Source organism: Aeromonas simiae (assembly GCF_014892695.1).
In the GTDB taxonomy this organism is placed as follows: domain Bacteria; phylum Pseudomonadota; class Gammaproteobacteria; order Enterobacterales; family Aeromonadaceae; genus Aeromonas; species Aeromonas simiae.
Window position 1 is genome coordinate 1,656,204 of the sequence record NZ_CP040449.1, and the last position, 25,159, is coordinate 1,681,362.

General features: G+C 63.3%; 31 protein-coding genes and 5 tRNA genes. 11 read left to right on the forward strand and 25 right to left on the reverse strand.

Annotation, left to right across the window (positions count from 1 at the left end; all coding sequences use genetic code 11):
* Positions 1–7: 7 nt before the first annotated feature.
* The 10 genes from FE240_RS07795 to FE240_RS07840 form a co-directional block, all read right to left on the reverse strand.
* Entirely contained in the window at positions 8–343 is a 336-nt protein-coding gene (locus FE240_RS07795) for a TusE/DsrC/DsvC family sulfur relay protein (protein WP_042047323.1), read from the reverse strand.
* A gap of 36 nt (positions 344–379) precedes the next feature.
* A complete protein-coding gene (yccS, locus tag FE240_RS07800) occupies positions 380–2,488 on the reverse strand; it encodes a YccS family putative transporter (protein WP_193004051.1) in 2,109 nt (702 codons plus the stop codon).
* A gap of 132 nt (positions 2,489–2,620) precedes the next feature.
* Positions 2,621–3,277, reverse strand: coding sequence for a Bax inhibitor-1/YccA family protein (locus FE240_RS07805; RefSeq protein WP_193004052.1), 657 nt, complete (start codon positions 3,275–3,277; stop codon positions 2,621–2,623).
* A 196-nt stretch (positions 3,278–3,473) separates the two neighbouring features.
* Positions 3,474–3,550: transfer RNA gene (locus tag FE240_RS07810), tRNA-Val, on the reverse strand.
* A gap of 6 nt (positions 3,551–3,556) precedes the next feature.
* Positions 3,557–3,633, reverse strand: a tRNA-Val gene (locus FE240_RS07815).
* A 6-nt stretch (positions 3,634–3,639) separates the two neighbouring features.
* A tRNA-Val gene (locus tag FE240_RS07820) sits at positions 3,640–3,716 on the reverse strand.
* A 9-nt stretch (positions 3,717–3,725) separates the two neighbouring features.
* Positions 3,726–3,802, reverse strand: a tRNA-Val gene (locus tag FE240_RS07825).
* A gap of 14 nt (positions 3,803–3,816) precedes the next feature.
* Positions 3,817–3,893: transfer RNA gene (locus tag FE240_RS07830), tRNA-Val, on the reverse strand.
* Between the two features lie 157 nt (positions 3,894–4,050).
* A complete protein-coding gene (locus tag FE240_RS07835) occupies positions 4,051–5,400 on the reverse strand; it encodes an MATE family efflux transporter (RefSeq protein ID WP_193004053.1) in 1,350 nt (449 codons plus the stop codon).
* 119 nt (positions 5,401–5,519) lie between these two features.
* Entirely contained in the window at positions 5,520–5,726 is a 207-nt protein-coding gene (locus FE240_RS07840; protein WP_193004054.1) for a YaeP family protein, read from the reverse strand.
* A gap of 120 nt (positions 5,727–5,846) precedes the next feature.
* On the opposite strand from FE240_RS07840, the gene FE240_RS07845 reads away from it, so the two are divergent.
* Positions 5,847–6,458, forward strand: a complete 612-nt coding sequence (locus FE240_RS07845; protein ID WP_193004055.1) for a riboflavin synthase subunit alpha — start codon at positions 5,847–5,849, stop codon at positions 6,456–6,458.
* A gap of 56 nt (positions 6,459–6,514) precedes the next feature.
* Entirely contained in the window at positions 6,515–6,805 is a 291-nt protein-coding gene (locus FE240_RS07850; RefSeq protein WP_193004056.1) for a YciI family protein, read from the forward strand.
* 60 nt (positions 6,806–6,865) lie between these two features.
* Here the strand turns inward: FE240_RS07850 and FE240_RS07855 are convergent, their stop codons facing one another.
* The 4 genes from FE240_RS07855 to FE240_RS07870 form a co-directional block, all read right to left on the reverse strand.
* Positions 6,866–7,069 (reverse strand): CPXCG motif-containing cysteine-rich protein, encoded by a 204-nt coding sequence (locus FE240_RS07855; RefSeq protein ID WP_042047309.1) that lies wholly within the window; start codon positions 7,067–7,069, stop codon positions 6,866–6,868.
* A gap of 85 nt (positions 7,070–7,154) precedes the next feature.
* Complete coding sequence (hxpB, locus tag FE240_RS07860) at positions 7,155–7,802, reverse strand: hexitol phosphatase HxpB (RefSeq protein ID WP_193004057.1); 648 nt, start codon at positions 7,800–7,802, stop codon at positions 7,155–7,157.
* Positions 7,803–7,886: 84 nt separating this feature from the next.
* Entirely contained in the window at positions 7,887–9,065 is a 1,179-nt protein-coding gene (purT, locus tag FE240_RS07865; protein WP_193004058.1) for a formate-dependent phosphoribosylglycinamide formyltransferase, read from the reverse strand.
* A 4-nt stretch (positions 9,066–9,069) separates the two neighbouring features.
* Positions 9,070–9,423 carry a hypothetical protein gene (locus FE240_RS07870; protein ID WP_226799058.1) on the reverse strand — a complete coding sequence of 118 codons (354 nt, stop codon included), beginning with the start codon at positions 9,421–9,423 and terminating at the stop codon, positions 9,070–9,072.
* Between the two features lie 270 nt (positions 9,424–9,693).
* On the opposite strand from FE240_RS07870, the gene FE240_RS07875 reads away from it, so the two are divergent.
* A complete protein-coding gene (locus FE240_RS07875; protein WP_193004060.1) occupies positions 9,694–10,293 on the forward strand; it encodes an FMN-dependent NADH-azoreductase in 600 nt (199 codons plus the stop codon).
* Between the two features lie 70 nt (positions 10,294–10,363).
* Here the strand turns inward: FE240_RS07875 and FE240_RS07880 are convergent, their stop codons facing one another.
* The 3 genes from FE240_RS07880 to FE240_RS07890 form a co-directional block, all read right to left on the reverse strand.
* Positions 10,364–10,552, reverse strand: a complete 189-nt coding sequence (locus FE240_RS07880) for a DUF4250 domain-containing protein (protein ID WP_193004061.1) — start codon at positions 10,550–10,552, stop codon at positions 10,364–10,366.
* A gap of 3 nt (positions 10,553–10,555) precedes the next feature.
* Positions 10,556–11,017: a MarR family winged helix-turn-helix transcriptional regulator gene (locus FE240_RS07885; RefSeq protein WP_193004062.1), complete on the reverse strand. Its 462-nt coding sequence runs from the start codon at positions 11,015–11,017 to the stop codon at positions 10,556–10,558.
* A gap of 99 nt (positions 11,018–11,116) precedes the next feature.
* Positions 11,117–12,331 carry a UPF0149 family protein gene (locus FE240_RS07890; protein WP_193004063.1) on the reverse strand — a complete coding sequence of 405 codons (1,215 nt, stop codon included), beginning with the start codon at positions 12,329–12,331 and terminating at the stop codon, positions 11,117–11,119.
* A gap of 165 nt (positions 12,332–12,496) precedes the next feature.
* Between FE240_RS07890 and FE240_RS07895 the strand changes: the two genes are divergently transcribed.
* Entirely contained in the window at positions 12,497–13,339 is an 843-nt protein-coding gene (locus tag FE240_RS07895) for a CvfB family protein (RefSeq protein ID WP_193004492.1), read from the forward strand.
* Positions 13,339–13,677, forward strand: coding sequence for a DUF1289 domain-containing protein (locus tag FE240_RS07900; RefSeq protein ID WP_193004064.1), 339 nt, complete (start codon positions 13,339–13,341; stop codon positions 13,675–13,677). Before FE240_RS07895 ends, FE240_RS07900 begins: the two co-directional genes overlap by 1 nt.
* A 47-nt stretch (positions 13,678–13,724) precedes the next feature.
* On the opposite strand, the gene FE240_RS07905 is transcribed toward FE240_RS07900, so the two are convergent.
* From FE240_RS07905 to FE240_RS07920, 4 genes are all read right to left on the reverse strand, one after another.
* Entirely contained in the window at positions 13,725–14,045 is a 321-nt protein-coding gene (locus FE240_RS07905) for an HI1450 family dsDNA-mimic protein (protein WP_193004065.1), read from the reverse strand.
* Between the two features lie 188 nt (positions 14,046–14,233).
* Positions 14,234–14,980 (reverse strand): monofunctional biosynthetic peptidoglycan transglycosylase, encoded by a 747-nt coding sequence (gene mtgA / locus FE240_RS07910; protein WP_193004066.1) that lies wholly within the window; start codon positions 14,978–14,980, stop codon positions 14,234–14,236.
* Positions 14,968–15,276 (reverse strand): HI1450 family dsDNA-mimic protein, encoded by a 309-nt coding sequence (locus FE240_RS07915; RefSeq protein WP_193004067.1) that lies wholly within the window; start codon positions 15,274–15,276, stop codon positions 14,968–14,970. The genes mtgA and FE240_RS07915 overlap by 13 nt, the downstream gene beginning before the upstream one ends.
* A gap of 129 nt (positions 15,277–15,405) precedes the next feature.
* Complete coding sequence (locus tag FE240_RS07920; protein ID WP_042047291.1) at positions 15,406–15,642, reverse strand: hypothetical protein; 237 nt, start codon at positions 15,640–15,642, stop codon at positions 15,406–15,408.
* Between the two features lie 223 nt (positions 15,643–15,865).
* Between FE240_RS07920 and FE240_RS07925 the strand changes: the two genes are divergently transcribed.
* The gene (locus tag FE240_RS07925; RefSeq protein ID WP_193004068.1) at positions 15,866–16,711 is read left to right on the forward strand and encodes a DUF5718 family protein; all 846 of its coding nucleotides are present in this window, start codon (positions 15,866–15,868) and stop codon (positions 16,709–16,711) included.
* Positions 16,712–16,763: 52 nt separating this feature from the next.
* Here the strand turns inward: FE240_RS07925 and FE240_RS07930 are convergent, their stop codons facing one another.
* Both FE240_RS07930 and FE240_RS07935 read right to left on the reverse strand, forming a co-directional pair.
* Positions 16,764–18,092, reverse strand: a complete 1,329-nt coding sequence (locus FE240_RS07930; RefSeq protein ID WP_193004069.1) for a DEAD/DEAH box helicase — start codon at positions 18,090–18,092, stop codon at positions 16,764–16,766.
* Positions 18,093–18,170: 78 nt separating this feature from the next.
* Entirely contained in the window at positions 18,171–18,665 is a 495-nt protein-coding gene (locus FE240_RS07935; RefSeq protein WP_193004070.1) for a glutathione peroxidase, read from the reverse strand.
* Positions 18,666–18,798: 133 nt separating this feature from the next.
* On the opposite strand from FE240_RS07935, the gene FE240_RS07940 reads away from it, so the two are divergent.
* The 4 genes from FE240_RS07940 to FE240_RS07955 all read left to right on the forward strand — a co-directional run bounded on the left by FE240_RS07940 (position 18,799) and on the right by FE240_RS07955 (position 22,186).
* Entirely contained in the window at positions 18,799–19,389 is a 591-nt protein-coding gene (locus FE240_RS07940) for a 2OG-Fe(II) oxygenase (protein ID WP_193004493.1), read from the forward strand.
* A gap of 120 nt (positions 19,390–19,509) precedes the next feature.
* Positions 19,510–20,499 (forward strand): D-alanine--D-alanine ligase, encoded by a 990-nt coding sequence (locus FE240_RS07945; RefSeq protein ID WP_193004071.1) that lies wholly within the window; start codon positions 19,510–19,512, stop codon positions 20,497–20,499.
* Between the two features lie 84 nt (positions 20,500–20,583).
* On the forward strand, positions 20,584–21,300 hold the full coding sequence (locus FE240_RS07950; RefSeq protein WP_193004072.1) for a tRNA-uridine aminocarboxypropyltransferase: 717 nt from the start codon (positions 20,584–20,586) through the stop codon (positions 21,298–21,300).
* Positions 21,301–21,406: 106 nt separating this feature from the next.
* Positions 21,407–22,186: a TSUP family transporter gene (locus tag FE240_RS07955; protein ID WP_193004073.1), complete on the forward strand. Its 780-nt coding sequence runs from the start codon at positions 21,407–21,409 to the stop codon at positions 22,184–22,186.
* Positions 22,187–22,278: 92 nt separating this feature from the next.
* Here FE240_RS07955 and FE240_RS07960 read toward each other — a convergent pair whose 3' ends face one another.
* Both FE240_RS07960 and FE240_RS07965 read right to left on the reverse strand, forming a co-directional pair.
* Positions 22,279–23,130, reverse strand: a complete 852-nt coding sequence (locus tag FE240_RS07960) for a LysR family transcriptional regulator (protein ID WP_193004074.1) — start codon at positions 23,128–23,130, stop codon at positions 22,279–22,281.
* Between the two features lie 32 nt (positions 23,131–23,162).
* A complete protein-coding gene (locus tag FE240_RS07965; protein ID WP_193004075.1) occupies positions 23,163–24,053 on the reverse strand; it encodes a DMT family transporter in 891 nt (296 codons plus the stop codon).
* 168 nt (positions 24,054–24,221) lie between these two features.
* On the opposite strand from FE240_RS07965, the gene FE240_RS07970 reads away from it, so the two are divergent.
* Entirely contained in the window at positions 24,222–25,103 is an 882-nt protein-coding gene (locus tag FE240_RS07970; RefSeq protein WP_193004076.1) for a helix-turn-helix domain-containing protein, read from the forward strand.
* The last annotated feature ends 56 nt before the right edge of the window (positions 25,104–25,159 follow it).

The following is a 25,159-nucleotide window of genomic DNA, read 5'->3' on the forward strand; positions in this document are numbered from 1 at the left end:
TATTTTTTTAGATACATTTGACGGGCTTGGGCAGGCCGCCAATCTTGGTGGCCTGCTTGGCGGGCCCTTTGGGAAAGAGCTTGTAGAGATAGCGGCTGTTGCCCTTCTCGGGGCCGTAGTGCTTCTCCATCGCCTTGACCAAGGCGCGGATGGCGGGGGAGGTGTTGAACTCCAGATAGAAAGCACGCACGAAACGCACCACCTCCCAGTGGGGTTCCTCCATCACGATCCCCTCCTGCTCGGCCAACAGCAGGGCCAGCGCCTCGCTCCACTCATTGATGTCGCACAGATACCCCTGAGGATCGGTGGCGATGGTGCGACCGTTGAAGATCAGTTCTGCCATGGATGACTCCTGTAAAGAGGCGGGCATGGTAGCGCCTCACCCCTGGGTGAGCAACCGGGTCTGGCGGGCCAACGCCAGTAGCTCCTCGGCCTGACGGCTGATGAGGTTGAGCTGCTGGGCCAGCATCAGGTGCTCTTCGCTCTGATCCGGGCTCAGCACCGGGCAGTGTCCTATCGGTTGATTGGCCTGTTGCCCGGTGATCTGTAGCGCCGCGCTGTCGAGGGTCTGCATCAGGTAGCCGTTGATCTCCGCCAGCCCCTCGATCGCCTCCAGGGTATCGCGGTGCGCCCCCAGTGCCGAGATATAGGAGAGCAGGGCATGGTTGTGCCAGGTGAGCGAGAAGCAGAGTTCGAGAAAGTGGCGGTGCTTGGGCGGCTCGACCAGCATGCTTTGCCAGGCCAGTGCCAGCTCGCTGTCGGCTTGGTGGGCCAGTTTGCGCGCCAGCCGGTAGTCGAGCGACTCGCTGCGCCCCTGATGCAGGGCCGAGAGCACCCTGTCGAGATAGCCGGCGTTGGCCGAGAGGGAGCGGGCGATGAGGGCGGGCAGGCGCTTGTATTGCCAGTCGGGCCAGAGCCAGGCCACCAGGGCATAAGAGAGCAGGCAGCCGACCGTGGTATCGAGTAGGCGCGGTGCGACGATGGCCAGCCCAATGTTATCGAGCAGGTTGAAGGCCATCAGCACGTAGAGGGTGATAAAGCAGACCGCCGCGCTGTAGTTGAGACGCACCTGGGTAAAGAAGAGGAAGGCGGCCAGCCCCATGACCACCAACTGGGATTGCAGGTCAGGAAAGAGCAGCAGCACCGGCACCCCGAGCAGGATCCCGATGAAGGTGCCGAGCATCCGCTGCACCAGACGGCGACGGGTGGCGCTGTAGCTCGGTTGGCAGACAAACAGTACGGTCAGCAGGATCCAGTACCCCTTGTCGAGGGAGAAGGCTTGCAAGATGCCGTAACCCACCACCAGCCCGAGCGAGATGCGGATGGCGTGGCGCAGCAGCATGGAATCGAGTGAGAGGTGCTGGCGCAGTACCTGCCAGCTGATGCGCGGTGCCCGGGCCAGCGCAGGCAGCTCTCCTTGCGGCTCTGGCAGGTTGGCGGCGCTTTCGAGCAGGGCGTTGATGCTGGCCAGATTACGGCGCAGGAACTTCATCGGGGTGAGCAGGCTGCTCGGGTAGTGCTGCTTGAGATGGGTAAACTCGAGCTGGTCACCAAGCGCCTCCAAGGTCCAATGGCTGCGGCGCGAATGCTGATAAGTCTTGTGCACCAAGATGCTGTAGCCGAGGCGCTGGCATGCCTCCGACAGTTGCAGCAGCACCTCCTGGAACCCTTCCAGCACTATGCCCTGTTTCAGATCCTGCTCGAGCTGGCTGTAGGGGTAGTGACTCGAGGTCGCCCGCTCGTGGATCTCCTGGGCCAGCAGATAGAGTTGCAGCAGGCGCGCCAGCTCGGGGGAGCGATGCTGACCGAGACGGCTGTTGAGGCTCGCCTTGGCGAGGTTCATCGCCTGCACCACCTCGATGTTGAGCAGCGCCAGGTTGTGACGGATTGCCTGGGAGCCGTGCTCGTCAGCGGGGAAGAAGCGGGATTTTTCCAGCAGGTAGCGGCTGAGGGCGAAGTAGCCCTGGGCCAGCTGCTCGTGCAAGGTCTTGTAGGGCAACAGCCAGAGCCAGAGCAAGGAGACCACGCCGTACCAGAGGGCGCCGGCACACAGCAGCAGCGGCTGGTAATAGAGGTTGGGGGCATTGGCGGCGCCCAACATGGTGTAGATGGCGATCAGCAGTGAGCCAAAGCTGATGGTGGCGTAGCGCTGGCCCAGCGCCCCCACCATGACGAACAGGAAGCTCGAGCTAGCCAGCCCGAGGGCAAACAGCCAGGGCCAGGGGAAGAGAAACTGCACCGAGAAGCTGGCAAACAGGAAGCAGCCGAGTGTCATGGTGAGGTTCTTGATACGCCCCCACAGGTGGTCGTCGGTTTCGGCGATGGCACCGGCCACCACACCGAGGGAGAGCAGCACGGCGATCTTGAGATCCCCCGTGACCAGTGAGAAGCCGAGAATGCCAAGGATGGCGATCAGCACCTTGAGGGCGAAGTAGACGTGGCTGTCGGTGAGAAAGCGGCGCAGTTGGCCGAAAAAGTCGGTAGGCATGGATGACAACAGGGTCCGGAACGAATCAGTGGATAGTGATGGTAACGCAAACGCGTGTCCAGCCGACTGATCCAAATCAGAAGGGATAAAAAACCCCGCCGTGGCGGGGTTTGCATTCATTCGTCATGGAGATCAGTTACGGTTGCCGCCCAGCAGGCTGAGCAGGCTCACGAAGATGTTGTAGATGGAGATATAGAGGGTCACGGTGGCCGAGATGTAGTTGGTCTCACCGCCACGCACGATCTGCTGGGTGGTCAGCAGGATGGCGCCAGAGGAGAAGAGCATGAACATGGCCGACAGCGCCAGGTGCAGGGCCGGCATCTGCAAGAAGATGTTGGCGATCATGGCCACCAGCAGCACCCAGAAGCCGACAAACAGCATGCCGCCGATAAAGGAGAGATCACGCTTGGTGGTCAGGGCATACGCCGACAGGCCGAAGAAGGTGAGGGCGGTACCGCCGATGGCAGTCAGGACGATGTCGCCGCCGCCGTTGTTCATGAACAAGTTGATGATGGGGCCGAGGGTGTAGCCCATGAAACCGGTGAACAGGAAGGTGAACACCAGCCCCATGCTGTTGTTGCGGTTCTTCTCGGTCAGGAACATCAGACCATAGGCGCCGATGAGAAATACTGCCCAATGGGGCGCCGGCAGTGCCAGCGTGGCGGCAACACCGGCCACCAGGGCGGAGAAGCCCAGGGTGAGGGAGAGCAGCAGGTAGGTGTTACGCAGCACCTTATTGGTGTCGCGAGCGGTGCTCTGCACACCGGTAAAGACAGAACGGGTTTCCATCTGGTTGATCCTCTTGATAAATGAGACGCGGGAGGGGAAGAGCCCGCGCCATGTTCCTAACATGGGGTTGTGCCGGACGGATCGCAACCCATGATGGGGATTATTGCCCAGCGAGCTGTACGTGTCATGAATAAATGGCGGCATGGGGCCGGATGAATGCAAAAAGCCCGCTCGAGGAGCGGGCTTTCGCGAATAATGGTGCGCTCTAGTGGACTCGAACCACCGACCCCCACCATGTCAAGGTGGTGCTCTAACCAACTGAGCTAAGAGCGCAGATTGTGGTGGGTTTAATTGGACTCGAACCAACGACCCCTACCATGTCAAGGTAGTGCTCTAACCAACTGAGCTATAAACCCGCAATCTGGTGCGTCCTAGTGGACTCGAACCACCGACCCCCACCATGTCAAGGTGGTGCTCTAACCAACTGAGCTAAGGACGCAAAATGTGATGGTGCGCTCTAGTGGACTCGAACCACCGACCCCCACCATGTCAAGGTGGTGCTCTAACCAACTGAGCTAAGAGCGCATCATATGAAATCGTGGTGGGTTTAATTGGACTCGAACCAACGACCCCTACCATGTCAAGGTAGTGCTCTAACCAACTGAGCTATAAACCCACGCTTCGTCATCGCTGACGAGGCGGCATACTACCCATGCCCCCACAGGCTGTCAACAATCCCCCTCGCGTTCCTTGACTGTTTGCCGAGTTCTTGCGCAGCCTGTTGATTTTACGGGCGTAGGGAATGAAAAACGGCCCCGGGGGGCCGCTTGCGTTCAGGGGCGGGCAAAACGCCCATAGATCAGCTTGAGGCGCAGGCTTAGCATCAGGGCGGCAGCGGTCAGGCCGACGATAAAACCAATCCAGAAACCTTGTGGCCCCATGCGGGGCACCACCACATCCGTCATGCCGAGCAGTACCCCGGCCGGCAGCCCCATGCCCCAATACGCCACCAAAGTGATGTAGAAGATGGCTTGGGTGTCCTTATAGCCGCGCAGGGCAGCGGCGGCGATCACCTGCACCGAGTCAGAGAGCTGATAGATTGCGGCCAGCAGTAGCAGACTGGCGGCGAGGGTGAGCACCAGGGGATCATCGCTGTACACGTCGGCAATCTGGTGGCGCAGCAGTGCCGTCAGCAGGGCGGTGGTGGCCGCGGCCGTCAGGCCAAGTACCAGGCCGGTACGGGCCGCGCGCTGGGCTTGCGCCGGGTCACCCTCGCCGATGTTGTGGCCGACGCGAATGGTGACGGCCACCCCGATGGAGAGGGGGAGCATGAACACCAGGCTGGAGAAGTTGAGCGCCACTTGGTGGCTGGCGACAGTCTCGGCCCCGAGAGGGGCCAACAGCAGCGCCACCACGGTAAACAGGGTCACCTCACAAAAAATGGCCATGGCGATGGGAAAGCCCAAGCGAAAAATGCGCCAAATGCGGCTGCCATTGGGGCGAGCCAGTTGGCTGAACAGGGCGTACTCCTTGAACAGCCGGGAGAAATAGAGGTAGCAGATCATCGCCAGCAGCATGGCCCACAGCACGATGGCGGTGGCCACGCCACAGCCAACACCGCCCAGTTTCGGCATGCCAAGCAGGCCGTGGATGAAGATCCAGTTGGCCGGGATATTGACCGCCAAGCCGACGAAGCCGATCACCATGGTGGGAATGGTGTGGGAGAGGCCTTCACTGAAGTTGCGCAGCACCTGAAACAGGGTAAAGGCGGGCAATCCCCACATGATGGCGTGCAAAAACGCAGCGGTCTTGGCCGCCAGTGCCGGCTCCACCTCCATCAGCACCAGCGCCTTGGGGCTGACATAGAGCGCCAACATGGCCAGTGGGATCACCAGCAGCGCCAGCCAGAATCCCTGGTGTACTGCTGGGCGGATCTGATCATGTTTGCGGGCGCCGCTGAGCTGGGAGACGATGGGGGTGAGCGCCATGATCACCCCTTGCACCAGCAAGATGATCGGCAGCCAGAAACTCGAGGCGACCGACACGGCGGCCAGATCGAGGGCACTGACCTGACCAGCCATCACGGTATCGACAAAACTCATGGCCACTTGGGCGACTTGCGCGACCAGGATAGGGGCGGCGAGGCGCACCAGATTACGGGCCTCGGACCAATAGGACTGCACTGATACCTCCAGTGGGTCGGATAGAGAAAACACAGGAAAAAGAGCGGGATCTGGGGCCAGGGGAGGGGATGGCCGACGTTGCGGGTCCCAGTGTAACGATCCGGGACCCGAAAGAAAACTTATGCGTCTTGGTGATCGCTGATCAGCAGGTTGGCGGCGGCAAAGGCGGCCTGCTCGCGCAGCTCAGCCGGTACTCGCTCGTCGCTGGCGACGGTATTGAGGGCCCGCACCGCGGCGGCGATCGCCTTGGGCACATAGCCCACATCCCCCGAGCCAATCTGGCTGTAGGCGGCACGTACGGCTTCGCAACATTCATAAACGGTCATGGAAGGTCTCCTTGAGATGACGAATGGCGCGACTATAGCGATTTGCCGCTCCCTTGCCCACCCCTTGCCCCGGATTGCCGCAGGGGGGTACCCTTGCGAAGTTCCAGATAAGGAGTCCTTATGTTTACAGGCATTGTTCAAGGGGTGGCCGAGATCCTGGCCATCGACGAGAAAGAGGCATTTCGCACCCATGTGATCCGTATGCCGAGCCCAGCCTGGGGCGCGGGATTGCAAGTCGGGGCCTCGGTGGCCCACAACGGCTGCTGCCTGACCGTGACCCGCATCGAGGGGGAGGCGGTGAGCTTTGATCTGATGCGCGAGACACTGCGCCTGACCAACCTCGGCGCGCTTCAGGTGGGCGATCGGGTTAACGTGGAGCGGGCGGCGCGCTTTGGCGACGAGATTGGCGGCCATGCCATGTCCGGCCACATCATGGCTACGGCGCGGGTGTGCGAGGTGCGCGACAGCCCCAACAACCGTCAGGTGTGGTTTGAGCTGGCCCCCGAGCTGATGCGTTACGTACTGACTAAAGGGTACATCGGCATCGACGGGGCTAGCCTCACCATCGGCGAGGTGGAGGGGACACGCTTTTGCGTCAACCTCATCCCCGAGACCTTGGCCCGCACCAACCTTGGCTGGGTACACGTCGGTTGGCAGGCCAACATCGAGATCGATCCCCAGACCCAGGCCATCGTCGATACGGTGGAGCGGGTGCTGGCTGCCCGGCAATAAGCCTGTTCGCCGGGCCATGACACCATATGGGGTTTCCGACCCCAGGAGGGAGTGCCGTGTTTGTTGTCACATTGACCTATGTACGAGCGCTCGCTGAGATAGACGCGCTGATCCCCGCTCATGTTGAGTGGCTCAAGGCGCACTATGCGGCGGGCCACTTTCTTGCCTCCGGTCGCCGGGTACCGCGCACAGGGGGGGTGATCCTAGCCCATGGCCTCACCCGTGAGGCGCTAGAGCAGGTGCTGGCAAGCGATCCCTTCCGGCTGGCCGGCGTGGCGGATTATGAGGTGCTCGAATTTGTACCGAGTATGAGCGCGGCGGGGCTGGAGGCTTTGCAAGAGAGCTGAGGCAGGCGCCAGAGAGGGGGGCAGGCTGAGAAAAAGCGGGGCCACTGGGCCCCGTTTGCGTTAGAAGATCTGCTCGTCGTCCGAATCGACAAACAGTTGCAGGCAGTCGCGCGCTTCATCCCGGTGCAGACGCAGGTGGATGGGGTTGCAGCAGGCCATGCAATCTTCATAGAACTCCTGATCCCCCTGGCTGGCATCCAGCTCCACCAGCGTGTGGTGGCCGCAGTGGGGGCAGACGATGCGCTTGCTGGTGTAGGTGATCATGATCTCCTCCCGGCCCTGTGGGGCGTCTCTTGCTTTCCTTCAGTCTAGTCTGGCGCGGCATGAGAAACTGGGAGTGACCGCACCTTTATCGGCGAAGATGCGCCGCTTCCAGCTGGGCCAGCGAATCGAGCTTGAGATCGGCGATGGCCAGACGTGGATCACCGCGTAGGGCCGGATCTGGGATGATCAGCGCCTGCATGCGCGCCGCCTTGGCGGCCAGCAGGCCGTTGAAGCTGTCTTCGATAGCCAGGCACGCCTCGGGAGCGACCCCCAGCTTCTCGGCCGCATGGAGGTAGACATCGGGGTGAGGCTTGCCAAAGCGCTCCACCTCGGCCGAGTGCAGCGCCGAGAAGTGGTGGGCGATGCCGAGGGTCTCCAGCACGTTGTGCACCATGGCCATGGGGGAGCTGGTCGCAAGGCCGATGGTCAACCCCTGATCACGGATCAGCGCCATGGCGTGATCCAGCCCCTCCTTCGGAGTGCCTTCGCTGCGGATGAGGCGGTTGACCTCGTCCACGATGTGGTTGACCACCTCCTCCTGGCTCGGTGGGTTGACCAGATCCGGATAGCGCAGCGCTACCAGTTGGTCGATGCGGATCCCCATGGTGGCATCGCAGTCGGCCTGACTCATGGGGCGCCCCAGCGCGCCGAAGACCTGCATCTGGGCCCGTGCCCAGAAGGGCTCAGAGTCGAGCAGTACCCCATCCATATCGAAAATCACGGCCTTGAGCATGTTTCTCTCCCCTCGGTTGGTATCAGGTGCGCCATGAAAAGTGGCGGGGGCACTGAGCCCCCGCTTTAGGCCATCATACGCCGATCAGGCGATCACCTCGACGCGATCGGCCACCTGTTTGGCCAAGCTGACAGCCTCATCGGTGTCGCGGCCACGTGCCAGCGCCACCCCAAGGCGGCGGCGACCGTGGATCTCCGGCTTGCCGAACAGGCGCAGTTGGGCGCCGGGTACCGAGGCCAGCGCCTCGGCCAGGCCGGCAAAACGAATGTCACTGCTGTCGCCATCGCGCAGCACCACCGCCGAGGCGCTTGGCCCGTACTGGGTGATGCAGCCGATGGGCAGGCCGAGGATGGCGCGCACGTGCAGGGCAAACTCGGAGAGATCCTGGGAGATAAGGGTCACCATGCCGGTGTCATGGGGGCGCGGGGAGACCTCGCTGAACCATACCTCATCTCCCTTCACGAACAGCTCGACGCCAAACAGGCCGTGACCGCCGAGGGCGGCCACCACTTTACCGGCCACCTCCTGGGAGCGGCGTAGCGCCGCGTCGCTCATCACCTGGGGCTGCCAAGATTCGCGATAGTCCCCATCCTCCTGGCGATGGCCGATGGGGTCGCAGAAGTGGATGCCATCGACGGCGCTCACGGTGAGCAGGGTGATCTCGTAGTCAAAATCGACGAACCCTTCGACAATCACCTTGCCACGGCCAGCGCGGCCCCCCTCTTGGGCATACTGCCAGGCGTGAGCAACATCGGCCTCGCTTTTCACCACACTCTGTCCCTTGCCCGAGGAACTCATCACCGGCTTGACCACGCACGGCATCCCCACCTCGGCCACGGCGGCGCGAAAGGCCGCTTCATCGTCGGCGAAGCGATAAGGGGAGGTGGGCAGGGCCAGCTCTTCGGCGGCGAGGCGGCGAATGCCTTCGCGGTTCATGGTGAGCTGGGTGGCGCGGGCGGTAGGCACCACACGGTGGCCCTCCTGCTCCAACGCGCGCAGGGTCTCGGTGGCGATGGCCTCGATCTCGGGAATGATGAAGTGGGGGCGGAAGGTCTCGACCAGTTGGCGCAGGGCGGCGCCATCGAGCATGTCGAGGGTGCAGGCATGGTGCGCCACCTGCATGGCGGGGGCCCCTTCGTAGCGATCGGCGGCCATCACTTCAACGCCGAGACGTTGCAGCTCGATGGCGACCTCCTTGCCCAGTTCGCCTGAGCCCAGCAGCAGGGCACGGGTGGCAGAGGGGCGGGTTGCGGTTCCCAGCATGATCTCACTCCTTAACATCTAGTGGCGGCAATAAAAAAGAGGCACGCAGGGCGTGCCTCAGGATCGGGGGTTGACGCGGCTCAAGGTGGGCCAGCCGCGTCACGGCGCAGATAATGATGGCGGCAGCAAGCCACAGGTGGCCCGGCAGTGCCCAGCCAAACACCAGCCCGTCGGCGGCCAGGTTGAGCGGCAGCTTGGCAACATCAAACGGTGGCACGAACGACGCTTCGGTCACGCTGTAGGCGCGGGCAACGAGATAGTGATGGAAAGCAACCTGGCTCGAGGGGAGGCCCAGCGCGAAGCTGACGTACTGGCTCAGACTGTTGACGGCGGCGAAGCAAAGACCGGCGACCATCATCCAGACTGCACCGGCGAGGGGGGCGTGCCTGTGCATGTGCGGTATGGGGGACAGCTGTCAAAAAAGTGCGACAAATAATATCCGCAATCGTTTGTCATGCCAAGCCACAGTGGGATAAAGAGGTTGCTAGTGCAGGAAAATCACTCAGGAAAGAGTGTTCAAATATTTTGAATGAATTGAGGCAACTTTTTCGCTGTGATGGTGTGCGAGGGATGGGTAAAGTGTGCCCATCGGTTCAGACAGACCGCTTTAACATCAGAGGAAAACACCATGAGCAAGGTACTCGTACTCAAATCCAGCATCCTGGGCAGCTACTCCCAGTCCAACGGCCTGATCGACAGCTTCCTGGCCGAGCGCAAGAGCAAGGGCCACGACGATCAGATCAGTGTGCGTGAGCTGGCCTCCCTCAACCTGCCGGTACTGGATGGCGAGCTGGCCGGTGCCCTGCGCGGTGGTGACAATCTGAGCGAGCGTGCCAAGAGCGTGGTCGCCCTCTCCGACGAGCTGATTGCCGAGCTCAAAGCCAGCGATCTGGTGGTGATCGCCGCGCCCATGTACAACTTCAACATCCCGACCCAGCTCAAGAACTGGATCGATCTGGTGGCCCGTGCCGGGGTGACTTTCACCTACACCGAGACCGGTCCGGTCGGTCTGGTTGAGGGCGTGCACGCCGTGGTCGTCAGCCCGCGTGGCGGCATCCACCAGGGTCAGCCGAGCGATCTGGTGACCCCCTACATGAAGCTGTTCCTCGGCTTCATCGGTATCACCGACGTCGATTTTGTCTATGCCGAAGGCATGGGCATGGGGCCGGATGCGGTGGCCAAGGGGCTGGAATCTGCCCGCGCCCAGATGGCCGAACTGGTCGCCTGAGCCAATACGCGATAACAAGAAGGGCCGGCAATATGCCGGCCCTTCTGCGTTTGCCTATCACGAGCTGTTTTTAGCGAAACTGGCGCTGCTCGCTTTGGTAATGAAAGCCCCCTTCGGCCAGGCGAGCCTCTAGGGCGGCGCGGTCGATATCGTAGGCGCGCACCAGATCGTCGAGATCGCTGTAGTTATCGCGCAGCTGCATGTTGACCAAGCTCAGCAGCATGTTGACGTCCATGGTGGCGAAGCGTTCAAGGCCCATGGCTTACTCCTGGCTAAGGATGTGTAGCTTGTCGATCGCCTCGCCAAGCTCGCGCAGTTGCTGGTTGATCTGCAAGCGCGCCTCGTCGGGCAGGTGTTGGCTCAGGGTGGTCTCCCAGCTGGCGATATCGTGCTTGAGCTGTTGGAACAGCTTGAGGCCGGCAGGGGTGAGCGAGACCAGATTGATACGCTTGTCCTGGGCATGGCTCTCGGTGCTGACGATCCCTTTCTCACCGAGGCGGTGGATCTCGCGTGAGATGCGCACCTTGTCCATGCCGCTGGCTTCGACCAGCTCTTTTTGGCTGATGGGATACTGGGCACCCAGCACCATCATGAGGCGCCATTGGGGAACGGTCAGCTGGTAGCGCTGTTGGTAAAATTGCTCGAAAGTCTCTCGCACCATCTCAGCGGCGTGAACCAGCTGGTAGGGAGGATAGTATTGGAGCAGGCCGATAGGTTTGTGCATAACGTCTCCTGCATTCTCAAAACTGCCCCCAAGAGGGCAGTTTCTGCTGATACGGGAGCATGATACGCCATTTATCAATGCTGCTCCACGCTTCTGGTACTACCGCTGACGCAGCCAGGGCAGAGCGCCGGCACGCAGCCAGGCATCGCGGGTCGCCATGGCGTAAGCTGCGGCCTCGTCACGGCTGCCGGCATGGAACCCTTCCGGCTCGAACTTAGGTAACTTGCGGCTACCCAGCAGGCAGGCCTTGATGTGGGGATTGGCTGCGACCGCCTGTGTCAACAGAGGGGCCGCTGCGTCAGCCCCTTCACGCACATAGGCCAGCAGCACCCGGTTGAACAGTACCCAGCCCGAGGCTTCATCGAAGCGGGAGAGCAGCTCGTCGAGGGCGTGCCACTCCCCGGTCAGGGCATAGAGGCTGGAGAGCGGGTAACGGCACCCCATGGGGTCGTCCTGGCACAGTGCAAGCAGGGCCAGATATTCGTCGCGTGCGGCTGCGAATTTGCCCTGTTGGCGCAGGCTATCGGCCAGACCGGCCCGGGCGGCCAGCACGGGGCGGGCGCTCGGCTCGTTCCAGGCAAACCCCCCTTGCGCCTGCCAGAAGGCCTCATCAAACAGCGGTGCGGCATCATTGACGATGCGGGCAAACAGTTGTTCGCGTTCGCTGCTCTGGCGCGAACGGGCCGCCTTGTCGAACCACCCTTGCCAGCGGTTGGCCCGCTCGGCGTCCAGCTCGATCGCTGGGGCTGCCTCGCGCCGTGACAGTTCGGCCGATTCGAGGTGGCACAGGGTGTTGAGGGCGGCCTTCATGCCTTGGCGGCTGCGTTTGAGAAAGTCGGGCAGGGCCGGGGCATCGGGCGCCGCCTGGTGGAGCATCTCGGCCATGGGGCGATCGCGAAACAGGCAGAGCTCGGCGGCCAGGCTAAAGCGCTGCATGGTGAGCGGATCATTGAGGTTGCTCGGGCGCGGCCAGTTGGCAAAGCCGAGACTGAACCCTTGGCACCACTGGCTCAGGGGCTGATCCGGGGCGAATACTGACTCGGGATCGTCGCTGGGCAGGCGGCACTGGCTCGGCAGGCTCAACTGCGCCTCGTCGGCCTGAGTCTCAAGCTCATTGATGAGGCTCTTGAGTGCGGCCGCACTCTTTTCATCCAACTCTCCCTGCCACAGTCCGGCCAGCGGCACGCTCCAGTCAGCCTGCTCGGGGCCGACCAGCCGGGCACAGAGAAAGCCGTGCAGGGCTGGATAGCTGAACTCGAGTGGGCTCTGTTCGAGCCAGGCGTTTAGGTGGCGGGTTCGGACGGACGGCGTCATCGACAGCTCCTCAGGATCAAGAAAGAGCGCGAAGTCTATCCAAAAGTAGGGTTATTCGCAGCTATTAAGCGTCTGTTTGCGCAAATAGCCAGCAAGCGGGCGGTGCTGCCATGGCGGCTTTGCGGTAAGATGCAGCCCCAAGTCCGTTGCCGGAAGTGAATGCAGATGATTGAAATTGGCAAGATGAACACCCTGACCGTGGTCGAGCTGGAGCCCAAGGGCGCCTGGCTGGAGGCAGGAGAGTATGGCGAACTGCTGCTGCCGCGCCGCCAGTTGCCAGCGGGGGCCGAGGTGGGGCAGGGCATCGAGGTCTTTCTCTATCTCGACGCCGACTGTGAGCCGGTGATCACCACCGATCGCCCCAAGGCGATGGTGGGCGAGTTTGCCGGCCTCAAAGTGGTCAACGCCAACAAGATCGGCGCCTTCCTCGACTGGGGCATGAAAAAGGATCTGTTCGTCCCCGAGCGCGAGCAGGTCAAAGCGATGCAGGTGGGGCGCACCTATCTGGTCTACCTCTACCTCGATCACGAGGGACGCATGGTCGGCACCAGCAAGATCGATCGCTACCTCAGCAGCGAGCGTCCGCCGTTTAATGCCGGTGACGAGGTGATGGTGCAGACCGGCGATCACACCCCGCTTGGCATCAAGGTGGTGGTCAACGGCCGCTGGCCCGGCATGCTGTTTAAAAACGAGATCTTCGGCCGCTTGCAGACCGGTCGCCCGACCAAGGCGTGGGTCAAGCTGGTGCGTGACGATGGCAAGCTCGATCTCACCTTGAACCAGCCCGGCATGGGCAAGGCCGATGACGCGGCGAGCAAAATAGTGGCCCGCCTCGAACGTCAAGAAGGGTGGCTGGCCGTGGGGGACAAGAGCGATCCCGAGCTCATCTATCAGCTGTTTGGCGTGAGTAAAGGCACCTTCAAGAAGGCCATCGGCGGCCTCTACAAACAGGGGAAGATCGCCATCGAGGCGGAGGGGATCCGTCTTATCAGGGGTGAGCAGGAATAATGCCCTCTCCCTGCACCGGGGCATGTCGCGCCGTGGGCGGCCTGTGTGTCAGCTGTGGGCGTACCCTCGCTGAAATTGGCCGCTGGAGCGCCATGGATGAGGCCGAGCAGGGGCGCGTCATGGATGAGCTGGCCGGGCGCCGCGCGACCCAGTGCTGCGAGCGCTGCGGCGAGCCGCTTTACTGCGCCGTGACGGCCGGTGAGGGGATTGCCGCCTGCTGGTGCAGCCAGACCCGGCCGCTGCCGTTTGAGGCCACCGCCAGCGGCTGCCTATGTCGCCGCTGCCATGGCGAGGATCAGCAGAGATGGGAAGGGATGGCGGAGGTGCCACCTATCTAATACCAAGAGGCCGGTCACTGACCGGCCTCTTGGTGTTTGCACGACGCTCACTCTTCGCTGCGAAACCAGCGCACATAGACTTGCGTCTGATCCGGCGCGAGGGGCAGCAGGTATTTGGCATAGATGGTGTCAAATTCGTCCTGATGATCGAGCAGCCCGATCCAGACTTCGGCCCAGGCGGTCAGATCGACCGGCTCGCCCAGCTCATCGGCCCAATCCGCCACCGGCAGGGTGGCCTCGACGGCACCGCGCTGTTCAAATTCAAGAGTGATGTCGACAATCTGACCCGGGGCGAGGCAATCCGGTGCCGCCTCCAGAAACAGGTCATAGGCCCACTCCACCAGCTGATCCGGGGTTCTCTGTATCATGCTCTCCTCCCTCAAACCGGCCCACTCTAGCAACAATCACGATGCTGGGCCACCCTGTTGCCTAGCAACATCGGCAGGGTACAACAAAAAGATGAAGGGATATCGGCAGCGGCGCAGCTTACGGCGCCGGCGCGAGGTGTGGTGGTGGCACTATCTGCCCCGCCATGAGCAGCGGCGGGGCGGGGGGATCAAGGAGCCTGATGGATGCGATCCAGAGTGACGCGGCCGAGCTGCCCCATCTGGCGACGGATCCAGGTTGAACGCTTGGCCACGTAGGGGGAGGGCGGATTGACCTGGTAGCGCCACGGGTTGGGCAGGGCGGCCGCCAGCAGGGAGGCCTCGTAACTGCTCAGGCGGGCGGCCGGCTTGTTGAAGTAGTGGCGCGCCGCCGCTTCGGCGCCATAGATCCCGGGGCCAAACTCGACGATGTTGAGGTAGACCTCGAGGATGCGCGCCTTGTCCCAGCCCAGCTCGATGAGCAGGGTAAACCAGGCCTCAACCCCCTTGCGCAGGAAGCTGCGCTCGCTCCACATGAACAGATTCTTGGCGGTCTGCTGCGTGAGTGTGCTGCCACCGCGCACGCTGCGCCCCTGCTCGTTGTGCCTGAGCGCGGCCTGGATGGCATTGAGATCGAAGCCGCTGTGATCGGCAAAGCGCTGATCTTCGGCGGCCACCACCGCCAGTTGCAGGGCCGGCGAGATCTGGTTGAGGTCAACCCACTGGTGGCGCACCTGCTCGATGGGGGCAGGGGGGGCGATGGCGCGCAGCAGGCGCCAGCTCCACATGGGCGGATCGATAAAGCGCAGCAGGGCGACCGAGAGCAGCGAGCCGAGCAGTGCCCACAGCAGCAGGATCACCAGCAGGCGCGGCAATTGGCGCCACTGCCAGCGTCGGCCGGGCAGGGTTAACGGCGTGATCCGTGTCACGGCAGCCATTCAATGTGGCAGAACTTCTCCTCGGCCGAGCGTGACAGCAGCAGTCGGGCAAACAGGTGGGTAAAGTCCTGCTCGTCGTTGACCAGACCAATCCACACCTCACCGTAGTCAGCGTCGTTCACGGCAAAGCCGACATCGGCCTCCCAGTCATCTCCCAGCTCCACCTCGGCCATCAATCCCTGTTCGTTATAGAGGGCGTTGAAGCGGGCGATTTCGTCGGGGGGAAGGTTATCGGAGGCGAGTTCGGTAAACAGCGCCATGGCGTTGGCGCAGAGGCACTGGTCGTGATCGGTCATAACAGTCGCAATTCCAGCAGGGGCACAAGGCCGTGAATACAGTCCACGAGGGGGCAGGGCTGCATTCTAGCCTTGCTCGCCGGGCTTGGCGAGGGGCAGATGGGCGGGGGCTCTGTCCCCGCCCTTGATTCAGGCCGCTGCCAGCAGCAGGGCGTGGGGGTGCATCACGGTGTGGTGTTGTACCTCGCCGGACCAGGCGCGGCGCACCTGTTGCAAGGCGGCGGTCGGATCGCTCGCCTCAAGGGGCGTGCCAAGGGCAACAAATCCCTGGCCGATGAGCTGCTTGGCCTCCCGCTCGTAACTGGGCGAGGCGGGGTTGAGGAAGGTCAGACACTCTCCTTGCTTGAAAAACTGATAGCGCAGCATAGTCGTCACTCCTTCTGGTGGGCTTATCGTGATGATGCCACAGCAAGCATGACAACTGCATGAACCCTGCTCCCAGATAGGCGAGCATCTTCTGGTGGTCAGGTCGGAATTTGCGGCGCCGCACAGTTTGTCCCGGCCCGGCTGGGCTCAACCGGGGGAGTGTGCTCTAATCGCGGGATCTGCCTTGGCGGCAGGACACATCGATAAAGCAGTGGAGTTAAAGATGCAAGCACAAACGTGGCAGGGGATCATGGGCCTTGGCGTGGCCGGCAACTTCGCCGGGCACCTGGAGCAGGCGGGCGAGGCCTCCGATTTTGTGGCGGTGATGGTACGCGACAAGCTCGCTCCCAAGGCGCTGTTTCCCTTCTATGTCCCCGGTATGGCGGGGCAGCTCGGGGTATTTCCCATCGGCAGCGACACCCTGCTGCTGCCCGAGGCGGCGGTGAGCGGCGACGAGAAGGTGCAAATTGAGCCAGAAGTGGCCCTATTGTGTGAACTCGAGTACGAGGGAAACAAGGTGGTGGCGGTGCGTCCCACCGCCTTTGGCGCCTATAACGACTGCTCCATCCGTCGCCCCGATGCGCGCAAGATCAGCGAGAAGAAGAACTGGGGGCCGTGCAGCAAGGGGCTCTCGGCCAACCTGATCCCCATCGACGGCCTGGTGCCGGGCGGCCCGCTCGACGGTTATCGCATCGCCTGTTATCTGGAGCGTGGCGGCGAGCTGATCCCCTACGGGGTCGATAGCGCGGTGAGCGACTACAGCTACTTTCACACCCGCCTGCTGGAGTGGATGGTCGACAAGCTCAACACCCAAGAAGATGAGGGGCCGGCCGAGCACATCAACGGCCTGTTACAACGCGCCGGTCACCCGCGCCAGCTGCTGGTGAGTATAGGGGCGACCCGCTACACCGAATTTGGCGAGCGCCACTTCCTGGCCCCTGGTGACGTGAGCTGCGTGGTGCTCTATCCGGCGGCGCGCTATGACGAGGCCGCGGTGCGCAGCGCCATCGCCCGGCGCGAGTTCGCCCCCGACATGAGCGCCTTGATCCAGGCGGTGCGAGTGGGCTGAGCCGGCGCCACCCCCGATATAAAAAAACCGCCCCTCGGGGCGGTTTCTGTTTTTAGTCGTCACTCTCTTCGATGCGCACCCGCGCCTGCCGGCGTACCGGCATGAAGCCCACCTCGTCGGCATCCTTATCGCGGCGCGCCGTGGCGGCGGGTTTGGCCGTCTTGGCCGGTTTGGCGGCGGGTTTCTTGCCCTTGCGGGGCGGGTTTTGCACCGGCTTGCTGCCGGGTAGGGTCTGGCGGGTCGGTTTGCCGCTGGGCTCAAAACCCGGCACCTGCTCGGTCTCGAGGGATTCACCGAGGAAGCGTTCAATCTGCTGCAACTGACCCAGCTCCTCGCGACAGATGAGCGAGATGGCCTCACCACCGCGGCCGGCACGACCGGTGCGGCCGATGCGGTGCACATAGTCCTCTGGGCTCTGGGGGGGCTCGAAGTTAACGACATGCTCGAGCTGATCGATGTCGAGGCCACGGGCGGCGATGTCGGTGGCCACCAGGATGCGCAGCTCACCACGGCGAAATGCCTCCATCGCGGCGTTACGCACCGCCTGGCTCTTCTCGCCATGGATGGCGGTGGCTTCGAGACCGTCGCGCTCGAGCTGCTTGGCCAGTCGGTCGGCGATGTGGCGGGTGCGGGCGAAGATCAGCGCCTGTTGCCACTGTTCGCTCTGGATCAGGTGGGCGAGCAGTTCACGCTTGCGTTCGCGGTCGACCCGGATCACCCGCTGGCGCACCTTGTCGGCGGTGGTGTTGGCCGGATCGACCTCGATCAGCACCGGATCGCGCAGCAGTTCGCCAGCCAGCGCCTTGATCTCGTCGTTAAAGGTGGCCGAGAAGAGCAGGCTCTGGCGCTCGCTTGGCAGGGTGCGCAGGATGCGCTCGATGTCGCGGATAAAGCCCATGTCGAGCATCCGATCCGCTTCGTCGAGCACCAACACCTCGAGGCGCTCGAAGGTGAGGGCCTTCTGGCTCAGCAGATCGAGCACCCGGCCCGGGGTGGCGACCAGCACGTCGACCCCCTTCTTGATCGCCTCGATATCGGGCTTGATGATCACCCCGCCATAGACGGTGAGCACCCGCAGCGGCAGGTGGCGGGCATAGTCATCGACCTGCTTGCCCACCTGGGCGGCCAGCTCGCGGGTCGGGGCCAGGATCAGGGCGCGAACCTGGCGCCGGCCACGGCCGTGGTTGAGCAGCAGGTTGTTGAGCATCGGCAGGGCAAAGCCGGCGGTCTTGCCGGTCCCGGTGCGCGCCCCGCCCAGCACGTCCTTGCCCGCCAGCACGGCAGGAATGGCCTCTTGCTGGATCGGGGTGGGGCTGGTGTAGCCGAGCTCCTCGATGGCGCGCAGCAGGTGGGGGGAAAGACCGAGATCGCGAAAGGTCATGCAGACTCCATGCTCACAACCGCCTTGGGCGGTAAAGACGTCAGAATTAGGGCGCGCACTATAGCAGATGCGCCCGTCTCACTCCACTTCATGGGTGCGCAGCAGCGCCTCAATGCGCGGACGCAGCCGATCAGGGGCGGTGAAGGGGGCATAGCGGGCCACCGGCTGGCCGCGGCGATCGAACAAAAACTTGGTGAAGTTCCACTTGATGCTCTGACCGAGCAGACCGGGACGGGCCCGGCTGACCCAGGCATACAGCGGGTGGGCGCCGGGCCCTTTCACCTCCCCTTTTTCCAGCAGGGGGAAGCTGATGGCAAAGTGGCGGTGGCAAAACTCGGCGATGGCCCTGGCGTCCCCCGGCTCCTGGCGGCGGAACTGGTTGCAGGGAAACCCGAGCACCACCAGCCCGGCCTCCCGGTAGTCACGGTGCAGCTGCTCCAGCGCCCGGTATTGCGGGGTGAAGCCGCACAGGCTGGCCACATTGACCAGCAGCACCACCCGGCCGGTCAGGGCTTCGGCGGGCAGGGGCGTGCCCTCCAAGGTGGTGAGGGGAAAATCGGTGAGCGATGTCATGGGGCCTCCTGACCATTACTATAGAGTTTGGGTCTTCTCAGGATGAGAAGAATCGTTTGTCACGGCCGCTACTTGCCGCTGAAATGCGCGCACTGCAACTTGCTTGGACATTATCTTGGATTTTCTCCCCCTCATGGACGCCATCGCCGAACGTGGCTGGACCTTGGTCGACGATTTTCTTCCCCCGGATCTGGTGCAGGGGCTGCAAGAGGCCCTGCCCGACGAGTGGCAGCCGGCCGGCATTGGCCGGGCCCAGCAGCACCAGACCAACAGTGCGATCCGCCGCGATCAGATCCACTGGCTGGAGCGGGAGACAGGCGGCGCGGTGGCGCGTTATCTCGCCATGATGGAGCAGTTGCGCCTATGTGCCAACCGGGAGCTGATGCTGGGGTTGTTTGACTACGAGGCCCACTTCGCCCGCTATCGTCCCGGTGATTTTTACGGCCGTCACCGGGATGCGTTCGCCGGGCGCTCCAACCGCCGCCTCACCACCGTCTGTTACCTCAACGAGGGGTGGCAGGAGGCCGACGGCGGCTTGCTGCGCCTGTACGGGGATGACGAGCAGTTTTTGTCGGACATCGCCCCGCGCGCCGGGCGGCTGGTGCTGTTTCTCTCCGAGGCGTTCCCCCACGAGGTGTTGCCGGCGCGGGCCGAGCGCCACAGCATTGCCGGCTGGTTTCGGGTCAACGGTAACGCGCTGGGACGGGTCGATCCGCCGCGCTGATCCCAGTGCAAGCGCTTGCGCTTTGGGCTGACAAGGGTTTGTTTCCCTTGTTACACTGGCCGCCACCTTTGCCGGCATGCCATGACGACGTGCCGGCCGCTTATCCCAAGGGATCCCAGAATGAAAAATATGCATGTTTTGCTGCTGTGCGGCGGCGGTGGCGCCGAGCACGAAGTCTCCCTCGTCAGTGCCAATTACCTCGAGAGCAAGCTCTCGGCCCTGCCTGGGGTGGAAGTCACCCGGGTTGAGATGCTCAAAGATCGCTGGATCTCCGCCGATGGGCGCGAGTGCAAGCTCGGCCTCGATCGCCTGCTCTCCTTTGCCAGCGTGGCGCGCACCGTCGATTTCGTGGTGCCCTGCATCCACGGCTATCCGGGTGAGACCGGCGATCTGCAATCCTTCCTCGAGCTGGCTGGCCTGCCTTACCTGGGGTGCAACGCCGAGGCCAGCAAGATCTGTTTTAACAAGATCAGCACCAAGCTGTGGCTGACCGCCCTTGGGATCCCCAACACCCCCTATCTGTTCTTGACCGAGAACGACGCCAACAGCCTGGATGAGGCGCGCGCCGCGCTGGCTCAGTGGGGGGCGCTGTTTGTCAAGGCGGCCTCCCAGGGCTCCTCGGTGGGGTGCTACAAGGTGACCCGCGAGGAGGATCTCGCCGCCGCTATCGAGGGGGCGTTTGGCTACTCCGATCAGGTACTGGTGGAGAAGGCGGTCAAGCCGCGCGAGCTGGAGGTGGCGGTCTACCAGTATGGTGATGAGCTGGTGGCGACCTACCCGGGCGAGATCTGCGTGCCGCAGGATAAGTTCTACAGCTACGAAGAGAAATACAGCAGCGGCAGCCACTCCAGCACCACGCTGCATGCCGAGGGGCTGAGCGAGGCGCAGGCTGCCGCCATCCACGAGTACGCGATCAAGGCGTTCCGCCAACTGGGGCTGACCCACCTGTCGCGCATCGACTTCTTCCTCACCGATGAAGGGGAGATCCTGCTCAATGAGATCAACACCTTCCCCGGCATGACCCCCATCTCCATGTTCCCCAAGCTGCTTGAGCACCATGGCCATGACTTCGGTCGTTTCCTTGGCCAGATCCTGGAGCAGGCACGCTAAACCCTGAGAAAGAGCGGGCCAGAGGCTCGCTCTTTTTTTACCCCTTCAACCCCATTCGTCCCGAGCATTCCCGAGTCTCCACCCATGAGTTCCATTCCGGATCACGCGGTCACCCGCCTGCGCGCTTGGCGCCTGGCGCGCTCGACCCGTCCCTTTCTGGCCCGCGGTGGGCGCATCCAGCGCTGCCCCGGCTGCTTGCTGCTTCCCTCTCTTTGCGCCTGCGCCCAGCGTCCTGAGCTTATCTCGGCGGCGGCCTTCTGCCTCATCATGTATGACAGCGAGCCGCTCAAGCCGAGCAACACAGGGCGCCTCATCGCCGATGTGCTGCCCGGCTCTACCCACGCCTTCCTGTGGTCGCGCACCGAGCCAGATCCCGCCCTGCTGGCCCTGCTCGATGATCCCGCCTACCAGCCGTTTCTGATCTTCCCCGACTGCGAGAAGGCGCCGGAGCGGGTCATCAGTCAGGCGAGCTGGGACCCCGGCAAGCGGCCGCTCTTTGTGCTGCTCGACGGCACCTGGCGTGAGGCGCGGCGCATGGCCAACAAGAGCCCCTACTTAGATCGCTTCCCGGTGCTCGCGGTGCAGCCCGAGCAGCTCTCGACCTATGGCATGCGGGTGGCGGCGCACGATCAGCATCTGTGCACCGCCGAGGTGGCAGCCTGCGTGCTCGAGAGCAGCGGCTTTGTGGCGGAGGGGCAGGCGCTGCAACGCTGGTTCAACCTGTTCAGTCAGCGCTATCTGGCCGGCAAGCCCAGCCGCGCCTCGGGGGAGGCGAGCAGCCCCTCCGAGCCGGTTGCCTGATGTGGGTAAATGATGCTTAACAGGAATAGATTGGCTGCCTGCGTTTCGCTATGAGGGGCGATAAGCTGCGAGTAACATCGCGCCATTGCTAAGAACGAGGTAGCCTATGGAAATGGAATTGATGACCCTGGCCATGCTGTTTGGTGTGGCCCTGGTAGCGGGCTTTATCGACGCGATCGCCGGGGGCGGTGGACTGCTCACCGTGCCGGCTCTGCTGGCCACCGGCATGCCGCCGGCCCTGGTGCTGGGCACCAACAAGCTGCAAAGCAGCTTTGGCTCCTTCTCGGCCACCTACTATTATGCCCGGCGGGGCCTGCTCGAGTGGCGCCTCATCTGGCCGGCCATCGTCTGCACCTTCATTGGCGCAGCCCTCGGCACGCTGGCGGTGCAGACCATCGATGCCGCCGTGCTCGAGCGGGTGCTGCCGTTTTTGCTGGTGCTGTTTGCCCTCTACTTCATGTTCTCACCACGGGTGAGCGATGCCGAGAGCCAGCGTCGGCTGGCCCCTCTGCCGTTTGCCCTGGTGGCCGGTGGTGGGGTGGGGTTTTATGACGGCTTCTTTGGCCCCGGCACGGGGTCGTTTTTTGCCATCGCCTTCGTCGCTCTGGCCGGTTACGGCATGGCGCGAGCCACTGCGCACACCAAATTGCTCAACTTCACCTCCAACATCGCCTCGCTGCTCTTTTTTACGCTAGGTGGCAAGGTGGTATGGTCGGTCGGCCTTGCGATGGCGGTGGGTCAGTTCATCGGGGCGCGTCTTGGCTCGCGGCTGGTGGTGAGCAAGGGGGTAAAGCTTATCCGCCCCCTGCTGGTGACGGTGTCGCTGGTGATGTGCATCAAGCTGCTGCTCAATCAATACCCCGAGCTGCTGGCCTTGGCCCACTAACCGAGCGCAATGCGCCTGCCCTGCCGGGCAGGCGTTTTATGTTGCGAGAAGATTGGCTGAGTCAGTGAGCAGGAGGGGCATGCCCTTTGCGCTCAACCCAGCCCTGCGGCGCTGCGTTGCTGAAAGAAGTGGTGCACCGCCTCGATAAAACGGCCAAGGCGCTCGCGCTTGAGGGCGTTGGGGCGGTAGATGAGGTGCAGTGGCCGGCTCAGATCGGGCAGCATACGGCAGGGAAGATCGCTGTTGCCAAGCAGCCCGAGCAGGCCGGCTGGCAGCAGGGTGGGGGCGAGCGCGGCGCGCGCCAGCTCGATCAGGGCCAGATAGGAGTCCATCTGCATCCGCGCCGGTAACCCCAGCTCTTGCAGCCGCGCCTGTAAGTAGGTATTGGCCGGGTTGTCGAGCTCCATGGTGAGCACCCCCTGCTGGCGGGCCTGCTGCTCATCGCCCACCAGATAGAAGGGCTCCTCCATCAGGCGCAGCGTGGTAAGGCCGTGGCCGGGAGGCAGGCGCCCGGCACAGACCCCGATCAGCGCCTCACCCGAGCGCACCCGCTCGACGATGACTGGGGTGTGGTGGGTGGAGAGGCGCAGGTAGGGATCGTGGGCCTGCATGTAGTCGCGCAGGAAGGGGGCCAGATACCCTGCTAGCAGGGTCTCGGAGCAGGCCACCGGCAGCACGCTGCGATCATCTAAGCTGCGGCTGTCGGAGATCTGCCCCTTGAGCTCGTCGAGAATGGGGCCGACCCGCAGCAGCAGATCGTGCGCCTCCGGGGTGAGACGGATGTGGCGCCCGTCCGGCTCGATCAGCCGCTTGCCAAGGCGTGCCTCTAGGGTGGCGATGCGCTTGCTCACCGCCGACTGACTGATGAAGAGGCGGCTGCCCACCTTGCCCATGGTGCCCTCGTGGGCCAGCAGATAGAGCGTTTCCAATCCTTCCAGCAGCATGGCGTTCTCCCTTGATGACATCGACCGCCACTTTATGAGGGGGAGCGGGGTCGCTGCAAGCGCCGTGGCGCGAACAAGATAAGATTGCCCAGCAGGGCGCAGGCCATCCCAATCCAGGCGGTCGTTTGCCATTGGTATCCTTCGTAGAGGGCCGAGAGGGTGAGGGCGACCACTGGAAACAGCACGGTGGCGTAGGCGGCATTGGCCGCGCCAATCCGCCCGACCAAGGTGAGATAGGCGCAAAAGGCTACTACAGAACCAAACAGGGCCAGATAGACGAGCCCCGCCAGGTAGCGAGGCGCACTGGGCAGCACCAGCGGCTCCCCTTTGATCAGCACCCACAACGCCAGCAAGATCACCCCGTAGAGCATGCCCCATGGCACCAGGGTCAATACCGGATACCCGGCGCGTTGACCGCGCGCCGAAACCAAGTTACCGCCACAAAAGCAGAGGGTGCCGGCGCAGGCGAGCAGCAGGCCGAGCAGGGGGGAGGCGCCATGATCGGCCTGTAACTGGGGCCAGAACAGCAGCAAAGTGCCCCCCACCCCGAATAGGGCTCCGATGGCCCAACGCAGGGTGGGGCGCTGGGCCTCCAGCGCCCAGAGCAGCAAACCGTTGAAGATGCTGGCACTGGCGAACACCACGGCAGAGAGGCCGCTCGGGATGAAGCGGGTGGCGTGATAGAAGCAGATGAAGTTGGTGGAAAAGAGCAGGGCGCCGAGTGCCATGGCATAGGGGTGGCCGGCGGCGGGCAGGCGCAGGGGGCGGCGCAGCAGCGCCAGCAGGGTAAACAGGGTCAGGGCGGCCAGCACAAAGCGATAGAGTACCGAGACTTCGATGGGAATGGCGCCAATCTGCCAGGTGATGGCGATCCAGGTCGATCCCCAGATGAGGATGGTGACGAGGTAGAGCAGGGGGGTCATGCAGCCTCCTTGGCTGAGGTGGTCTCGGCCCCATGATGCCTCGCTCTGCGGGGCGGGGATTGCAGGGAATTGCGGCTGCCTTGCATCATCTTGCGCTTTTTTGCCGGCATGGCTTGGCGGCGCCAAGGGTGGCGCTAGAATGGCTCAGGACGTAGGAGAGGAAGAGCCATGGAGCAGGGGATCTATCAGGCGCTGATGAGCACGGGGGCGCAACTGGACAACGAGTGCAGGCTCGAGCCTGGGCTGGGGGTGGCCAGCTGGCGTAACCGCTTCGATCAGACCCGTTATGACAAGCCGGGCCACCACACCCTGAGCGTCTATCTGCAAGGGGGGGAGCAGACCGAACGGCTCGATGGCCCGTGTGGCCGTGGCGGCGCCGGCAAGGTCTGCATCATGCCGGCTCAGCACCAGTCCGAGTGGCTCATTCGCGACGAGTTTCGCTTCTTTCACCTCTATTTCACCCCGGCCCACCTGCAACGCATCGCCGAGCAGGCGTGTGACAAGGAGGGGCGCCACCTCGAACTGGTCGATCGCACCTTCATCGACGATCCGCTGCTCTCGGATCTGGTGCGCGCGCAGTTGATGCCGCTCGACTGGGCCGATCCCCTCGATCGCCTGTCGCTCTCTCACGGCTGCTGGCTGCTGATGTTGCACGCCTACCGCCACCATACCCGGGCGGCGGCGCCCTTGCCGACGCCTCGCGGTGGTCTGGCGCCGGCGGTGCAGCGGCGGGTGTGTGACTACCTCAGGGCCCATCTCGACCAGTCGATCACCCTGAGCGAGCTGGCGGCGCTGGCTGAACTTAGCGAATACCACTTTGCCCGCATGTTTGCCCAGAGCCTGGGGCTGCCGCCCCACCGCTATCTGGCCAGCCTGCGTTTGGCACGGGCCCGTGAACTGTTGGCCGGGGATCTGCCCCTGGCGCAGGTGGCACTGCTGTGCGGTTTCTCTTCCCAGGCTCACTTGGGTAACCGCTTTCGGCAGGCCTTTGGCATGACTCCGGGGCAGTGGCGGGCCTCACTGTCATCTTCGCGTCATACGGTGGCGTGATAGTGGGGGGGATCACCATTGATGAGGAGAGCCCCTTGCAGCATCGTAAACGTCAA

Bases quoted from the DNA above. Each gene is read 5' to 3' on its own strand.
- FE240_RS07795 (WP_042047323.1), bottom strand. From the start codon at position 343: ATGGCAGAACTGATCTTCAACGGTCGCACCATCGCCACCGATCCTCAG.
- yccS (WP_193004051.1), bottom strand. From the start codon at position 2,488: ATGCCTACCGACTTTTTCGGCCAACTGCGCCGCTTTCTCACCGACAGC.
- FE240_RS07805 (WP_193004052.1), bottom strand. From the start codon at position 3,277: ATGGAAACCCGTTCTGTCTTTACCGGTGTGCAGAGCACCGCTCGCGAC.
- FE240_RS07840 (WP_193004054.1), bottom strand. From the start codon at position 5,726: ATGACCGTTTATGAATGTTGCGAAGCCGTACGTGCCGCCTACAGCCAG.
- FE240_RS07845 (WP_193004055.1), top strand. From the start codon at position 5,847: ATGTTTACAGGCATTGTTCAAGGGGTGGCCGAGATCCTGGCCATCGAC.
- FE240_RS07855 (WP_042047309.1), bottom strand. From the start codon at position 7,069: ATGATCACCTACACCAGCAAGCGCATCGTCTGCCCCCACTGCGGCCAC.
- hxpB (WP_193004057.1), bottom strand. From the start codon at position 7,802: ATGCTCAAGGCCGTGATTTTCGATATGGATGGGGTACTGCTCGACTCT.
- purT (WP_193004058.1), bottom strand. From the start codon at position 9,065: ATGCTGGGAACCGCAACCCGCCCCTCTGCCACCCGTGCCCTGCTGCTG.
- FE240_RS07870 (WP_226799058.1), bottom strand. From the start codon at position 9,423: ATGATGGTCGCCGGTCTTTGCTTCGCCGCCGTCAACAGTCTGAGCCAG.
- FE240_RS07875 (WP_193004060.1), top strand. From the start codon at position 9,694: ATGAGCAAGGTACTCGTACTCAAATCCAGCATCCTGGGCAGCTACTCC.
- FE240_RS07880 (WP_193004061.1), bottom strand. From the start codon at position 10,552: ATGGGCCTTGAACGCTTCGCCACCATGGACGTCAACATGCTGCTGAGC.
- FE240_RS07885 (WP_193004062.1), bottom strand. From the start codon at position 11,017: ATGCACAAACCTATCGGCCTGCTCCAATACTATCCTCCCTACCAGCTG.
- FE240_RS07890 (WP_193004063.1), bottom strand. From the start codon at position 12,331: ATGACGCCGTCCGTCCGAACCCGCCACCTAAACGCCTGGCTCGAACAG.
- FE240_RS07895 (WP_193004492.1), top strand. From the start codon at position 12,497: ATGATTGAAATTGGCAAGATGAACACCCTGACCGTGGTCGAGCTGGAG.
- FE240_RS07900 (WP_193004064.1), top strand. From the start codon at position 13,339: ATGCCCTCTCCCTGCACCGGGGCATGTCGCGCCGTGGGCGGCCTGTGT.
- FE240_RS07905 (WP_193004065.1), bottom strand. From the start codon at position 14,045: ATGATACAGAGAACCCCGGATCAGCTGGTGGAGTGGGCCTATGACCTG.
- mtgA (WP_193004066.1), bottom strand. From the start codon at position 14,980: ATGGCTGCCGTGACACGGATCACGCCGTTAACCCTGCCCGGCCGACGC.
- FE240_RS07915 (WP_193004067.1), bottom strand. From the start codon at position 15,276: ATGACCGATCACGACCAGTGCCTCTGCGCCAACGCCATGGCGCTGTTT.
- FE240_RS07920 (WP_042047291.1), bottom strand. From the start codon at position 15,642: ATGCTGCGCTATCAGTTTTTCAAGCAAGGAGAGTGTCTGACCTTCCTC.
- FE240_RS07925 (WP_193004068.1), top strand. From the start codon at position 15,866: ATGCAAGCACAAACGTGGCAGGGGATCATGGGCCTTGGCGTGGCCGGC.
- FE240_RS07930 (WP_193004069.1), bottom strand. From the start codon at position 18,092: ATGACCTTTCGCGATCTCGGTCTTTCCCCCCACCTGCTGCGCGCCATC.
- FE240_RS07935 (WP_193004070.1), bottom strand. From the start codon at position 18,665: ATGACATCGCTCACCGATTTTCCCCTCACCACCTTGGAGGGCACGCCC.
- FE240_RS07940 (WP_193004493.1), top strand. From the start codon at position 18,799: ATGGACGCCATCGCCGAACGTGGCTGGACCTTGGTCGACGATTTTCTT.
- FE240_RS07945 (WP_193004071.1), top strand. From the start codon at position 19,510: ATGAAAAATATGCATGTTTTGCTGCTGTGCGGCGGCGGTGGCGCCGAG.
- FE240_RS07950 (WP_193004072.1), top strand. From the start codon at position 20,584: ATGAGTTCCATTCCGGATCACGCGGTCACCCGCCTGCGCGCTTGGCGC.
- FE240_RS07955 (WP_193004073.1), top strand. From the start codon at position 21,407: ATGGAAATGGAATTGATGACCCTGGCCATGCTGTTTGGTGTGGCCCTG.
- FE240_RS07960 (WP_193004074.1), bottom strand. From the start codon at position 23,130: ATGCTGCTGGAAGGATTGGAAACGCTCTATCTGCTGGCCCACGAGGGC.
- FE240_RS07965 (WP_193004075.1), bottom strand. From the start codon at position 24,053: ATGACCCCCCTGCTCTACCTCGTCACCATCCTCATCTGGGGATCGACC.
- FE240_RS07970 (WP_193004076.1), top strand. From the start codon at position 24,222: ATGGAGCAGGGGATCTATCAGGCGCTGATGAGCACGGGGGCGCAACTG.